This is a genomic window from Ruegeria sp. AL12, assembly GCF_056540885.1.
On sequence record NZ_JBQFXN010000004.1, the window covers coordinates 141,550 to 155,578 of the forward strand.

Here is a 14,029-nt window from a genome sequence, read left to right on the forward strand (position 1 = left end):
GTTACAGATCCATCAGCAGGCGGCGCGGATCTTCAAGCGCCTCTTTCACGCGAACCAGGAAGGTTACCGCGCCCTTGCCGTCAACAATGCGGTGGTCATAGGACAGGGCCAGATACATCATCGGGCGGATCTTGATCTCGCCATTGATGACCATCGGCCGTTCCTGGATCTTGTGCATGCCCAGAATGCCCGACTGCGGGGGGTTCAGGATCGGCGAGGACATCAGCGAGCCGTAGACGCCACCGTTCGAGATTGTGAAGGTGCCGCCCTGCATCTCGGCCATCGAAAGCTTGCCATCGCGGGCGCGCTTGCCCTTTTCGGCGATGGCTTTTTCGATGGCTGCAAAGGACATGCTGTCCGCGTCGCGAATGACCGGAACCACCAGACCCTGCGGCGTGCCGGCCGCAACGCCCATGTGAACGAAGTTCTTGTAGACGATGTCGGTGCCATCGATTTCGGCATTGACCTCGGGCACTTCTTTCAGGGCATGGCAGCAGGCCTTGGTGAAGAAGGACATGAAGCCCAGGCGCACACCGTGCTTCTTTTCGAACTGGTCCTTGTACTGATTGCGCAGGGCCATGACCTCGGTCATGTCCACCTCGTTATAGGTGGTCAGGATCGCGGCGGTGTTCTGCGCATCCTTCAGGCGCTTGGCGATGGTCTGACGCAGACGGGTCATCCGTACACGCTCTTCGCGGGCTTCATCTTCGGCAGCAACCGGTGCGCGCGGAACCTGAGCAACGGGCGCCGGCGCAGCCGCCGCAGGTGCGGGGGCCGAAGCAGCCGCAACCGCCTTGGCTACATCTTCCTTCATGATGCGACCATCGCGACCGGTGCCGGTAACCTGATCGGCTGACAACCCGGCTTCGGCCATCGCCTTTTCGGCAGACGGCGCATTTGCAACATCCTTGCCGGTGCTTGCCGCAGCAGGAGCCGCCGCAGCAGCAGCCGGTGCAGGGGCTGCGCCTGCGGCCGCGCCCGAGATGACGGCCAGCTTTGCGGTTGCATCAACGGTTGCACCTTCCGGCGCGACGATTTCCGCCAGAACACCCGCAGCCGGCGCGGGTACCTCGACCGAGACTTTGTCGGTTTCCAACTCACACAGCATCTCGTCCTGCGCGACGCTGTCGCCAACTTGCTTGAACCAGGTTGAAACAGTCGCCTCTGTCACGGATTCGCCAAGCGTGGGCACCATCACGTCAACCGACCCGCCCGATGCAGAGGGTGCGGCCTCGGGGGTTGCTGCGGCTGTCGCCGGGGCAGGCGCGGCCGCACCTTCACCGGCAGCAATCGTCGCCAGCAGAGCATCGACACCAACCGTGTCGCCTTCGGCGGCCACAATCTCACCCATCACGCCAGCTGAGGGAGAGGGCACTTCGACCGTCACCTTGTCAGTCTCCAGCTCACACAGCATCTCATCCACGGCGACCGCATCACCGGGCTTTTTGAACCATGTTGCAACAGTGGCTTCGGTGACCGACTCGCCAAGCGTGGGAACACGAACTTCAATCGTCATCGCTTATTTTCCTTCGAGGCTCAGCGCTTCGTTAACCAGCGCTTCTTGTTGGGCTTTGTGTTGGCTGGCCAGGCCCGTCGCGGGCGAGGCCGAGGTTGCGCGACCGACATAAGCCGGACGGGTATGTTTCGCGCCGATCCGGGAAAGAACCCATTCGATATTAGGTTCGATAAAGGTCCACGCACCTTGGTTCTTCGGCTCTTCCTGACACCAGACCATTTCGGCATTCTTGAACCGTTCAAGCTCGTTGATCAGAGAATGCGCCGGGAAGGGATAGAACTGTTCGATCCGCATCAGATAAATGTCGTCGATGCCGCGAGCATCGCGTTCCTCCAGCAGGTCGAAATAGACTTTACCGGAACACATCACCACGCGTTTGATCTTGTCATCCGCGACCAGCTTGGTGTCGGAATTGCCCTTCTGGGCATCATCCCACAGTACCCTGTGGAAGCTGGATCCGGTGGTGAAATCCTCGGCGGTGCTGACTGCCAGCTTGTGGCGCAGCAGTGATTTCGGTGTCACCAGGATCAGCGGCTTGCGGAATGTCCGGTGCAGTTGGCGGCGCAGGATGTGGAAATAGTTCGCAGGCGTCGTGCAGTTCGCCACGATCCAGTTGTCCTGACCGCACATTTGCAGGAACCGCTCCAGCCTTGCCGACGAATGCTCGGGGCCTTGCCCCTCGAACCCGTGCGGCAGCAGACAGACCAGGCCGGACATCCGCAGCCATTTCGATTCACCCGAACTGATGAATTGGTCGAACATGATCTGCGCGCCGTTGGCGAAGTCCCCGAACTGGGCTTCCCACAGGACCAGCGCATTTGGTTCGGCCAGCGAGTATCCGTATTCGAACCCGAGCACTGCATATTCGGACAGCATCGAGTCGATCACTTCGTAATGCGACTGACCGGCGCGAATGTTGTTCAGCGGGTAATACCTTTCTTCGGTTTCCTGATGAACGAATCCGGAATGGCGTTGGCTGAAGGTGCCGCGCGTGGCGTCCTGACCTGCAAGGCGTACCGGGTAGCCCTCGGTCAGCAGGGATCCGAAGGCCAGCGCCTCACCAGTGGCCCAGTCAAAGCCTTTACCGGTTTCAAACATCTGTTTCTTGTGCTCAAGCAGACGACCAACCGTCTTGTGCATGGCAAATCCGCTTGGTGCGCGGGTAAGGGCATCGCCGATTTCAGCCATGGTTTCCGGCGTAATCGCCGTCTCGCCGCGCATGTATTCGTCTTTGTTCTTGTCAAGATGCGACCAGCGCCCATCCAGCCAATCGGCCTTGTTGGGTTTATAGTCCTTACCGGCCTCGAATTCGTCGTTCAGATGAGCCTGGAAGGCCGCTTTCATATCCTCGATCTCACCCTCGGGGATCAGGCCATCCTTGACCAGGCGCTCAGTGTACAAAGACAGCGTAGTCTTATGCGTCTTGATCTTCTTGTACATGATCGGGTTGGTGAACATGGGCTCGTCGCCCTCGTTGTGACCAAACCGGCGGTAGCAGAAGATATCCAGAACAACGTCCTTGTGGAACTTCTGGCGGAACTCGGTCGCTACCTTGGCTGCATGAACAACGGCCTCGGGGTCATCCCCGTTCACGTGGAAGATCGGTGCCTCGACCATCAGCGCGATATCCGTCGGATATGGGCTGGAGCGTGAAAAATGCGGCGCGGTGGTAAAGCCAATCTGGTTGTTCACCACGATATGCATTGTCCCGCCGGTGCGATGCCCGCGCAAACCGCTCAGGCCAAAGCCTTCGGCCACGACGCCCTGACCGGCAAAGGCTGCATCGCCGTGCAGCAGAATGGCCATGACCTTGGTGCGGTCCGTGTCGCCCAACTGATCCTGCTTGGCGCGGACCTTGCCCAGAACCACAGGGTTCACCGCCTCAAGATGCGACGGGTTCGCAGTCAGCGACAGGTGCACGCTGTTGCCATCAAACTCGCGGTCGCTGGAAGCACCCAGATGGTATTTCACGTCGCCCGAGCCATCCACGTCTTCGGGTTTGAAACTGCCGCCCTGAAATTCGTTGAAAATGGCGCGGTACGGTTTGCCCATCACATTGGCCAGAATGTTCAAACGGCCCCGGTGCGGCATCCCGATCACGATATCGCTGAGCCCGAGCGCGCCACCACGTTTGATGATCTGCTCCATCGCCGGAATGAGCGCCTCACCGCCATCGAGACCAAAGCGCTTGGTGCCCATGTACTTGACGTGCAGGAATTTCTCAAAACCTTCGGCCTCGACCATCTTGTTCAGGATGGCTTTGCGGCCTTCCTTGGTGAACTGGATTTCCTTGCCATAGCCCTCAATCCGCTCTTTCAACCATGCAGCCTCTTCCGGGTTCGAGATATGCATGTATTGCAGCGCAAAAGTACCGCAATAGGTTCGCTTCACGATCTCGACGATCTGCCGCATCGAGGCGACCTGAAGTCCCAGAACGTTGTCGATAAAGATCGGTCTATCCATATCGGCATCGGTGAAGCCGTAGGTTTTGGGGTCCAGTTCCGGATGATTGCTGGCCGCGCGCATGCCAAGGGGGTCAAGGTTGGCGGCCAGATGGCCCCGGATCCGATAGGCCCGGATCAGCATAAGCGCCCGCAGACTGTCCAGCACCGCGCGTTTGATCTGGTCATCGCTGACTTCGACACCTTTGTCGGCGGCCTTTTCCTTGATCTTCTTGCCTGCGGCCTTGGCGTCAATCTCGGCCCACTCGCCGGTCAACGCACCGGTCAGATCATCCGCTGGCATGGGCGGCCAGTCCGTGCGCGCCCACGAAGGCCCTTCGGCCTCGCGCTGCACATCAGGCGCGGCGTCACCCATGGCCTTGAAGAACTCGACCCAGGCAGCGTCTACCGCACCGGGGTTCTTGGTGTACTGCGCATAAAGCTGTTCCAGGTATTCGGCGTTATGCCCCTGCATGAAGCTCGAGGCATGAAAGGCAGTATTGGGCGAGTGTTCGGTCATTGGGCTACCTCATGTGGGTTGGGACCGTATTGATTGGTGCCTGGTTGACTGGGGCGGGTCAGCCACCACAGCACCAGGAGGGGCGACACCACCAGAACGATAAGTGTCGGGATGACGATCAGCAATGTTGCGCGGGTAAACAAAATGTCGAGCGTTCCGCCATGCTGGAAACTCGAGGCGATCCCGATACCAAAGATCAGGACGGCAAAGGCCCCAAGGACCAGCAGGATCGGCAGCAGAGCGTACAGCCCACTGCGCCCGGTATCGTGCATCCGCCGCCACGCAACGGCCAGATGCGGGAAGAAGACGATCAGGCCGACGATGCTCTGCACCGGAGCCGAGGACGTTGCGGTGACAGATTTCACCTCATCGCTTTCGGTGATCGCGACCTGAGTGAAGAACTGCCAGTCGATGATGCCGGCGATGATGTTCCAAATCACGATGAACAGGAAAAAGAACCAGTATTCGGGCCGCGAGGCACGACCTGACAAGGTGAAAAACTTGGAGAAACAGGTGCGTATGGCGTCGGAGAAGGTCATGCGAAGCCCTCTTCACGCGGCACCCCAAATCGATTTTTGTCTGGGTCGGAAGCAACCAGCATCAACCCGATAACATTGGACGCAACCAGCGCGCTTGTCACTATCGCGTTTAGGAACACTGGAACAAAAAGAAAGATGACCAGAAGAAACAGGAGAATCGGTCCGCCGATCAGCAACCCGAAGCCAAGAAAGACATGATACCCCAGCCAAACGATAAATACTGTTGCGAACGGATAGAGCGCTTGATGCCCATCTTCGCCAGTATCCTGCAGCCGTCTGCACATTGCCGAAAGCAGGGGCAAAGACGCGGCGGTGATCACCAAAAGCCTCGAGGTGCCCCAGTTTACGAGAACGCTCCAGTCAAACAGTAATGCGGCGGAGATCGGCAAAACAATTGCAATAGGGGCAAACCACCAAAACTCAGAACGCGACGCTCTGCCCGAAAAGACAAATGTCTTTCGGATGCCGGTCGATATGGCTTGCTTTGGTCCCATCGTTACTGTTCCGCCCGGAATTGCCAAAGGCAAACTTCAGGATTGATGGGCGGGCGCGTCTCGCCCACCCCCGAGCCGGGCGTTGCCCCAAAAGCATATGCCCGGTTCTTGGTCACTTACCCAATCGCTTCCAGCACGGCTTCGCCCAGCTGCGCCGGGCTTTCGGCCACGACGATACCGGCCGAGCGCATGGCTTCGATCTTGTCTTCGGCGCCGCCTTTGCCACCGGCGACAATCGCGCCTGCGTGGCCCATACGGCGGCCTGGAGGGGCTGTGCGGCCTGCGATGAAACCGGCGGTCGGCTTCTTGCGGCCCTTCTTGGCCTCATCCGCCAGGAACTGCGCAGCTTCTTCCTCGGCCGAGCCACCGATCTCACCGATCATGATGATCGACTCGGTCTCGTCATCGGCCAGGAACCATTCCAGCACATCGATATGCTCGGTGCCTTTGATCGGGTCGCCGCCGATACCCACGCAGGTGGACTGGCCCAGACCCACATCGGTGGTCTGCTTGACGGCCTCATAGGTCAGGGTGCCCGAGCGGGACACAACGCCGACCGAGCCGCGCTTGTGGATATGGCCGGGCATGATGCCGATCTTGCAGGCGTCGGGTGTAATCACACCGGGGCAGTTCGGGCCGATCAGGCGGGATTTGCTGCCTTCCAGCGCGCGCTTCACCTTCATCATGTCCAGCACCGGGATGCCTTCGGTGATGCAGACGATCACTTCCATCTCGGCATCAATCGCTTCGAGGATCGAATCCGCAGCAAACGGCGGCGGCACATAGATCACGCTGGCATTGGCTTCGGTCACGTGCTTGGCCTCGTGGACCGAGTTGAACACGGGCAGGCCCAGATGCTCCATCCCGCCTTTGCCGGGGGTGACGCCGCCGACCATCTTGGTGCCATAGGCAATGGCCTGTTCGCTGTGGAATGTACCCTGCGAGCCGGTAAAGCCCTGACAGATCACTTTGGTGTTTTCGTCGATGAGGACTGCCATTTTGTCCCTTTCTCTAGGCGGTGTTGGATTGATTGGGTTCAGTCGCCGGCAGAACCTGCGGCGCATAGGTAATTTTCTCGAGCGTGGCACGTCCCAGGGCCAGGTTGGCCGTCGTGCGCAGGCCGCTGCTGATTTCAGCGATGCCACGCCTTACTTTTTGCCGGATCAGGGGCCAGCCTGTTGGCCGCGCGCGCGGCGCACCCATATTGTATTCGCCGGGCGCTTCGTTGCCCTGTTCGACCATGGCCGGGATCACCTGATAGATGTTGATCTGGCGCGCCGCCGGCGAGGCGGAAGGGTTGAACAACAAACCATCCAGCGTAATGTCAAAGGGTTTCTGGGCCAGGAAGTGCCGGGCCGCTTCGCGTGTCAGCGCATAAGCTGCACCACCGGGATGGCGCGAGCGCATCAGGCGCAGTTCCCGCCCCAAATGGGACAACCGCTTGCGTCCAAGTGCCACGTAAAGCTTCGTGCTGCGCCAGCGTTCGAACCGGACGATATCGGCATCTGCGGGCCACCATGAGGCATCATTCAGCCAGTCTGCCAGTTCCGGTGTCAGAAACACATCATCCTCAAGGATCAACGCCTGTTCCGCGCCCGAGGCGATCAGCACCTCCCATGCTTTGGCATGGCTGAGGGTGCAGGCCATGTCCTTGGTGTGGAAATAGCCCCACGGCCCCTCGGCCCGACAGTCGCGCAGGAAATCCTCACGGGTGGCGGCGTCGCAATCAACGGCATTAACGCGCGTCGCCGACAGGCCTGCCTTTTGCAGCTCCTGCTCCATCAAACGCGCCCGCCCTGTGGCGCGTTCAAGACCTATGAGGAAGATTGGGATGGTCATCAGATCGATTGCTTCTTTCGGCCTTGCGCGGCAGTGTTTTTCAGCTTGGTTTTAGCCGCGATGGGGCGGGCCTGAGGCCAGCCCCACTTGAACAAGCTTACCCCCTTACCGCCTTCACGATCTTTTCGGCACCGTCTTTCAGGTTGTCCGCCGCGATCACGTCCAGGCCAGAGGTGTTGATGATCTCTTTGCCTTTCTCGACATTCGTGCCTTCCAGACGCACGACCAGCGGTACTTTCAGACCAACTTCTTTCACCGCGGCCACGACACCCTCGGCGATCACGTCACAGCGCATGATGCCGCCGAAGATGTTGACCAGAATGCCTTTGACCTGCGGGTCCGAGGTGATGATCTTAAACGCTTCGGTCACTTTCTCTTTGGTGGCGCCGCCACCCACGTCGAGGAAGTTGGCAGGCTCGGCACCATAAAGCTTGATGATGTCCATCGTCGCCATGGCCAGACCGGCACCGTTGACCATACAGCCGATCTCACCATCCAGCGCGATGTAGTTCAGGTCGTATTTCGACGCTTCCAGTTCCTTGGGGTCTTCCTCGGTCGTGTCGCGCAGCTCGGCAATATCCGGGTGGCGGTAGACCGCGTTGCCGTCAAAGCCGACCTTGGCGTCCAGCACCTTGAGATCGCCGCTGTCGGAAACGATCAGCGGGTTGATCTCCAGCATCTCCATGTCCTTCTCGACGAAGGCTTGATAGAGCTGACCCATCAGTTTGACGCATTGCTTGACTTGCGGGCCTTCCAGACCCAGCGAGAAGGCGATGCGGCGACCGTGATACGGCATGTAACCGGTGGCCGGATCGACCGAGAAGGACAGGATTTTCTCGGGCGTTGCGGCGGCCACCTCTTCGATGTCCATGCCGCCCTCGGTCGAACAGACGAAGGAAATGCGGCTGGTCTGACGATCCACCAGCAGGGCCAGGTACAGTTCACGCTCGATGCCCGAGCCTGCTTCGATATAGATGCGGTTGACCTGCTTGCCTGCCGGACCGGTCTGATGCGTGACCAGAGTACGGCCCAGCATCTTTTTGGCTTCTTCGGCGGCTTCTTCAACCGATTTGGTCAGACGAACACCGCCTTTTTCACCGGCGTCGGCCTCTTTGAACGAACCCTTGCCGCGACCACCTGCGTGGATCTGTGCTTTGACAACCCAAAGCGGGCCGTCCAGCTCACCTGCTGCGGTTTTGGCTTCTTCTGCGCGCAACACGGCGCGACCATCGGACACCGGTGCGCCATAGCTGCGAAGGAGGGCTTTGGCCTGATATTCGTGAATGTTCATCGAAACTGTCCCGTCTGACTGCGTTTAATCGTTATAGGGGTGTCTAGCGGGCAAGTTTAAAGGGTTTTTTGATGCTCGATGGGTTTTTAGCGAAGATTTTCAACATTTGTGATCACGGGATTTTAGGGTGTGATCACAAAATTTCTGATGTGGCAAAACGATTCGAAAAAACTGCGCAGCGTCAGAAAATCACATTCGAAAAAAGGGATTTGCGGCGTTTGCGCCAACATTTGCGACCGGGACATGCGCGGACCAAAAGAAAACCGGCCCTGAAACGGGCCGGTCTGTTATTCGAAGTTCAGGGTTGTTTTATGCCAGCGAGCTGTCGATGCCCTTGCACGCGTCGATCAAACCCTTCACGGCGTTCACCGAGTTGTCGAACCCTGCCTGCTCGTCTTCGTTCAGCTTGATGTCAACGATACGCTCGACGCCGCCAGCGCCGATCACGGTCGGAACGCCGACATAGAGCCCGTCTACGCCCAGTTCGCCGTTGCAGTAGGCCGCGCAGGGCAGAACGCGCTTCTGGTCTTTCAGATAGGCTTCGGCCATTTCGATCGCCGACGTTGCAGGCGCGTAATAGGCCGAACCGGTTTTCAGCAGGCCAACGATTTCGGCGCCGCCGTCACGGGTGCGCTGCACGATGGCGTCCAGTTTCTCTTGCGTGGTCCAGCCCATCTCGACCAGATCAGGCAGCGGAATGCCGGCAACGGTCGAGTAACGGACCGACGGCACCATGGTGTCGCCGTGGCCGCCCAGAACGAAGGCGGTGACGTCGCGCATCGAGACGTTGAACTCTTCCGACAGGAAGTGTGCAAAGCGCGCCGAGTCAAGCACCCCTGCCATGCCGCAGACCTTGTTGTGCGGCAGGCCCGAGAATTCGCGCAAGGCCCAGACCATCGCGTCCAGCGGGTTGGTGATGCAGATAACGAACGCTTCGGGTGCGTGGGCTGCGATGCCTTCACCAACCGACTTCATGACTTTCAGGTTGATGCCCAGCAGATCATCGCGGCTCATGCCCGGTTTGCGGGCCACGCCTGCGGTCACGATGCAAACATCCGCGCCAGCGATATCGGCATAGTCGCTGGTGCCTTTCATCGAGGCGTCGAACCCTTCCGAAGGGCCGGATTCAGCGATGTCGAGCGCCTTGCCCTGAGGCAGCCCGTCTGCGATGTCAAACAGGACAACGTCACCCAGTTCTTTGACAGCTGCGAGATGTGCGAGCGTGCCGCCGATATTCCCCGCGCCGATCAGCGCAATCTTGGGTCTGGCCATTTGGAATTTCTCCATATCCGGTCGGTATTGAAATCGCGGTTGTGCTAGTCGTTAAAACGTCAATAGGCAAGAGTTCTGCGACGTGGCATACAACCGCATACTGTTTGCAGGCCCCGCTTTGATTGCGCTAAACGGCCTTTGAGACAAGCCAAAACCGGGACTGTCACATGTTCGAATTGAACTTGATGTTTTTTGCCGTGGCGATCCCTGCCGTGATCTTTGCCGGTATTTCAAAGGGCGGTTTCGGTTCCGGCGTGGCCTTTGCCTCGTCGTCGATTCTGGCCTTGATCCTGACGCCCGGGCAGGCTTTGGCCCTGATGCTGCCGATCTTGATGGTGATCGACGTGGCCACTTTGGGTCCCTATTGGAGGCGGTGGAGCTGGCCGGATTCCCGTCTGCTGATCCTTGGCGCCGTGCCCGGTGTGGCGATGGGTGCGTGGCTTTATCGTGCAACAGATGATGATCTGTTGCGTCTGCTGATTGGTGGCATCTCGGTCGGGTTCGTAATCTGGCACATCGCGCAGTCGAAAGGGTGGGTGCGCGGGTTTGCCAGGCGACTGCCGCCGTCTTCCGGTTTGTTTGCCGGGCTGGTCGCGGGTTTCACAAGTTTCGTCAGCCATGCCGGTGGCCCCCCGGCAGCGGTCTATCTATTGTCGCAACGCCTGACGAAAACGGAATTTCAAGCCAGTACGGTACTGGTTTTCTGGGTGATCAATATCGCGAAATTCATACCTTATGCGTATCTGGGTATGTTCACATGGCAGACGTTATGGGCGGATTTGCTGCTGACACCCTTTGCGATCCTGGGGGCATGGCTGGGCGTCCGGGCGCATTTCATGTTGTCCGAACGCCTGTTCTTCGGGCTTGCCTATGTGCTGCTGACGCTCACCGGCAGCAAGCTGATCTGGGACGCGCTTACCTGATCAGGCATTGGGTGGCAGCGCCTCGGCCACCTCTTCAAAGGCCTGACCCGAAGCCACAAGGCAGGTGATCCCGTTGGGCAACGTCACCGTGATCGTCCAGCTGCCGGTTTCGTCCGAGGCAAAAAGCTCCATGACGGCGCCTTTCCGGGCCAGTCCCAAACCCCTGCGCGTTTCACCATAGGCCTCGTGCAACCGTTCCAGCACAGCTTCTCTGGGCGCACAGTTTTGACCCTGAGCATGCACATGTTGCGCGGCCAGGACCATGATCCCAAGCCCCATCGTCATCTTGAACACCATCTTTCGCATCCCGTACCCTTTTTGATTCCAACTGCCGATCAGGGTGGGTGGCAAGGGACGAAATCCGGTTAAGGGAACGCACGTTGCGTCGGGTTTGCTGCGGTGCGGCGATTTTGTGCTTGAACTTTCCTGCAAAAAATGTCCCATTCCGCGCAACTTTATTTCAATGGGAGTGGTCCATGGATCCTCGTCTGCGCCCCTATCGTTCGGTTCTCTACATTCCTGGCTCGAAGGACCGGGCCCTGGACAAGGCCCGATCTTTGCCTGTGGATGCGATCATCTTCGACCTGGAAGATGCAGTTGCAGCGGACGAAAAAGAAAACGCTCGCGAAACGCTGAAAGGGGCCTTGGCCGCTGGGGGTTATGGTGCGCGGGTCAAGATCGTCCGGATCAATGGGCTGGACACCGAATGGGGGCGTGCCGATGCCGAGGCGGTGCGCGACATGGATGCCGATGTTGTCCTGTTGCCCAAGGTGAATTCGGCGGCTGACGTGGATGCTCTGGCGGCGATCACCGGAGAATTGCCGATCTGGGCCATGATGGAAACGCCGCGCGGAATGCTGAACGCTGCCGAGATCGCCGCGCATCCGCTGATGGCCGGGTTCGTGATGGGCACAAACGATCTGGCCAAAGAGCTGCAAACCCGCTTTCGTCCCGATCGCCTGCCGATGATGACTTCGCTGGGTCTGTGCCTGTTGGCCGCCAAGGCCGAAGGGCTGATCATCATCGATGGTGTGTACAACGCATTCAAGGATGTCGAGGGTCTGGCCGCCGAGTGTGCGCAGGGCCGCGACATGGGCTTTGATGGCAAAACTCTGATCCATCCGGCCCAGGTCGATGTGGCCAACACGGCCTTCGCACCATCAGATGACGAGATCGATCTGGCCCGCCGCCAAATTTCAGCATTCGAAGAGACCGAAGCGCAAGGGCAGGGCGTTGCCGTCGTGGATGGCAAGATCGTTGAAAACCTGCACGTTGCAACGGCCCGTGAAATTCTGGCAAAAGCAGAGGCGATTTCAGCTTTGCAAGCGGGGTAAGCCAGCATGGGCTTTGTTCTTCTGATCTTGGGCGTGGCGCTGTGGTGGGCCGCGCATCTGTTCAAACGTGTGGCGCCTGAACGCCGCGCCGCGTTGGGCGACGGGGGCAAGGGGGCAGTTGCCCTGGCGCTGGTCGCGTCGATCCTGTTGATGGTGTTCGGCTATCGCATGACCGACTTCATTTATGTCTGGGCACCGCCGACCTTTCTGATTCACGTCAATAATCTGTTGGTTCTGATCGCGATCTTCATGATGAGCCCCGCGGGCACCAAAGGCCGGGTGCTGAACAAGTTTCGCCATCCGATGCTGGGTGGTTTCAAGCTGTGGGCCTTTGCGCATTTGCTGGTGAACGGAGATCTGGCCTCGATCATCCTGTTCGGCGGTCTTCTGGCATGGGCCGTGGTCGAAGTTGTTGTGATCAACAAGGCCGAACCCGACTGGACGCCCGGTGAACCGGGAACCTATGGCAAGGATGCGATGTTCTTTGTGGCGTCGATCGTGCTGCTGGGGATTATCGGATATATCCACGGCCTGGTCGGTCCGTCTCCGTTTGGCTCATGAGGACCTGACCCCATGGCGAAACTCTATCGTTTGTTGACCGAAGAAGACACGTCAGCCTTCTGCCACAAGGTGTCAGATGCGCTGGCGAAGGGATGGGAGCTGCACGGCGACCCGTCCTATGCCTTTGACTCAGCTAACAATGTAATGCGGTGTGCGCAGGCTGTGACCAAAGAGGTCGAAGCCGACTATTCCCCCGACATGAAACTGGGACAGCAGTAATGGTAAAAACAAATCCGGGCCGATTTTTCGAGGATTATTCCGTAGGGCAGGTGTTGCAACACGCCGTGCCGCGCACAGTGACCGAGGGCGAACGCGGTTTGTATCACGCGCTTTATCCCGCGCGTCACGCGCTGTATTCCTCGGACGAATTTGCCCGGGATTGCGGTTTGCCGGAAAGTCCGCTTGATGATCTGGCGGCGTTTCATCTGGTGTTCGGCAAAACGGTTCCGGATGTCTCGTTGAACGCGGTTGCCAATCTTGGCTATGGCGAAGGCCGTTGGCTGAAACCCGTCTACGCCGGTGATACCCTGCGATCTGTATCCGAGGTTATTGGCGTCAAACAGAATTCCAACGGGAAAACAGGTGTCGTCTGGGTCCGCACCCGTGGATTGAACCAATTGGACGAAGTCGTCATCGAATATGTCCGTTGGGTGATGGTGCGCAAGGCAGACGTGAATGCGCCAGCGCCCGAAACGGTTGTTCCAGAATTGAAGAAGGCCTTGACGCCCCAGGATCTGATCGTGCCCGAAGGTCTGGATTTCTCGAATTACGATTTCGCTTTGGCCGGTGAAGCGCATCGTTGGGGCGATTATGAAATCGGAGAGAAAATCGACCACGTGGACGGCGTCACCGTGGAAGAGGCCGAACACATGCTGGCCACGCGATTGTGGCAGAACACCGCCAAGGTGCATTTCGACCTGACGTTCCGCCCGGAAGGCAGGTTGATCTATGGCGGGCACGTGATCTCGATGGCGCGGACATTGTCGTTCAATGGGCTTGCGAACGCGCAGATGATTGTCGGCCTGAATGGCGGCGCGCATGCCAACCCGTGTTTCGCGGGCGACACGATCAAGGCCTGGTCCGAAGTTCTGGATAAGGCAGAAACCGGTGTTCCCGGCGTGGGTGCGATCCGCCTGCGTCTGGTGGCGACAAAGGGTGGCGATCCGTTCGTTTTGAAGAATGACGAGGGCCGGTATTTGCCGGATGTGCTTCTGGACCTCGACTATTGGGCGCTCATGCCGCAATAGGCGTGCTGACGGTAATGTGAGCCATTCGCGTGCAAGCCGTGCTAGGCTTGCA

Annotated in this window: 14 protein-coding genes; 5 read left to right on the plus strand and 9 right to left on the minus strand. The window is 58.9% G+C overall.

The window, feature by feature from the left end; all coding sequences use genetic code 11:
• Position 1: 1 nt before the first annotated feature.
• The 8 genes from odhB to mdh form a co-directional block, all read right to left on the minus strand.
• Positions 2-1,516 (minus strand): 2-oxoglutarate dehydrogenase complex dihydrolipoyllysine-residue succinyltransferase, encoded by a 1,515-nt coding sequence (gene odhB, locus ACR0C6_RS13130; RefSeq protein ID WP_171726809.1) that lies wholly within the window; start codon positions 1,514-1,516, stop codon positions 2-4.
• 3 nt (positions 1,517-1,519) lie between these two features.
• Positions 1,520-4,477 carry a 2-oxoglutarate dehydrogenase E1 component gene (locus ACR0C6_RS13135; RefSeq protein WP_152456825.1) on the minus strand — a complete coding sequence of 986 codons (2,958 nt, stop codon included), beginning with the start codon at positions 4,475-4,477 and terminating at the stop codon, positions 1,520-1,522.
• A complete protein-coding gene (locus tag ACR0C6_RS13140) occupies positions 4,474-5,016 on the minus strand; it encodes a DUF805 domain-containing protein (RefSeq protein ID WP_480446785.1) in 543 nt (180 codons plus the stop codon). The genes ACR0C6_RS13135 and ACR0C6_RS13140 overlap by 4 nt, the downstream gene beginning before the upstream one ends.
• Positions 5,013-5,510: a DUF805 domain-containing protein gene (locus ACR0C6_RS13145; RefSeq protein WP_480619687.1), complete on the minus strand. Its 498-nt coding sequence runs from the start codon at positions 5,508-5,510 to the stop codon at positions 5,013-5,015. Before ACR0C6_RS13145 ends, ACR0C6_RS13140 begins: the two co-directional genes overlap by 4 nt.
• A 116-nt stretch (positions 5,511-5,626) precedes the next feature.
• On the minus strand, positions 5,627-6,508 hold the full coding sequence (gene sucD, locus ACR0C6_RS13150) for a succinate--CoA ligase subunit alpha (RefSeq protein ID WP_152456828.1): 882 nt from the start codon (positions 6,506-6,508) through the stop codon (positions 5,627-5,629).
• Positions 6,509-6,521: 13 nt separating this feature from the next.
• A complete protein-coding gene (locus tag ACR0C6_RS13155; RefSeq protein WP_171229785.1) occupies positions 6,522-7,349 on the minus strand; it encodes a glycosyltransferase family 25 protein in 828 nt (275 codons plus the stop codon).
• Between the two features lie 97 nt (positions 7,350-7,446).
• The gene (gene sucC, locus ACR0C6_RS13160) at positions 7,447-8,640 is read right to left on the minus strand and encodes an ADP-forming succinate--CoA ligase subunit beta (RefSeq protein ID WP_480446783.1); all 1,194 of its coding nucleotides are present in this window, start codon (positions 8,638-8,640) and stop codon (positions 7,447-7,449) included.
• A 309-nt stretch (positions 8,641-8,949) separates the two neighbouring features.
• Positions 8,950-9,912, minus strand: coding sequence for a malate dehydrogenase (gene mdh / locus ACR0C6_RS13165; protein WP_171233113.1), 963 nt, complete (start codon positions 9,910-9,912; stop codon positions 8,950-8,952).
• Between the two features lie 167 nt (positions 9,913-10,079).
• On the opposite strand from mdh, the gene ACR0C6_RS13170 reads away from it, so the two are divergent.
• The gene (locus tag ACR0C6_RS13170; protein WP_171229784.1) at positions 10,080-10,835 is read left to right on the plus strand and encodes a sulfite exporter TauE/SafE family protein; all 756 of its coding nucleotides are present in this window, start codon (positions 10,080-10,082) and stop codon (positions 10,833-10,835) included.
• On the opposite strand, the gene ACR0C6_RS13175 is transcribed toward ACR0C6_RS13170, so the two are convergent.
• On the minus strand, positions 10,836-11,141 hold the full coding sequence (locus ACR0C6_RS13175) for a hypothetical protein (protein WP_480619779.1): 306 nt from the start codon (positions 11,139-11,141) through the stop codon (positions 10,836-10,838).
• 170 nt (positions 11,142-11,311) lie between these two features.
• Between ACR0C6_RS13175 and ACR0C6_RS13180 the strand changes: the two genes are divergently transcribed.
• From ACR0C6_RS13180 to ACR0C6_RS13195, 4 genes are read left to right on the plus strand one after another with little or no spacing between them, the layout of a single operon-like run.
• The gene (locus ACR0C6_RS13180; RefSeq protein WP_480619689.1) at positions 11,312-12,169 is read left to right on the plus strand and encodes an HpcH/HpaI aldolase/citrate lyase family protein; all 858 of its coding nucleotides are present in this window, start codon (positions 11,312-11,314) and stop codon (positions 12,167-12,169) included.
• Between the two features lie 6 nt (positions 12,170-12,175).
• The gene (locus ACR0C6_RS13185; protein ID WP_480619690.1) at positions 12,176-12,730 is read left to right on the plus strand and encodes an NnrU family protein; all 555 of its coding nucleotides are present in this window, start codon (positions 12,176-12,178) and stop codon (positions 12,728-12,730) included.
• A 12-nt stretch (positions 12,731-12,742) separates the two neighbouring features.
• On the plus strand, positions 12,743-12,949 hold the full coding sequence (locus ACR0C6_RS13190) for a DUF1737 domain-containing protein (RefSeq protein WP_171171155.1): 207 nt from the start codon (positions 12,743-12,745) through the stop codon (positions 12,947-12,949).
• A complete protein-coding gene (locus tag ACR0C6_RS13195; RefSeq protein ID WP_152456836.1) occupies positions 12,949-13,977 on the plus strand; it encodes a MaoC family dehydratase in 1,029 nt (342 codons plus the stop codon). Before ACR0C6_RS13190 ends, ACR0C6_RS13195 begins: the two co-directional genes overlap by 1 nt.
• Positions 13,978-14,029: the final 52 nt, after the last annotated feature.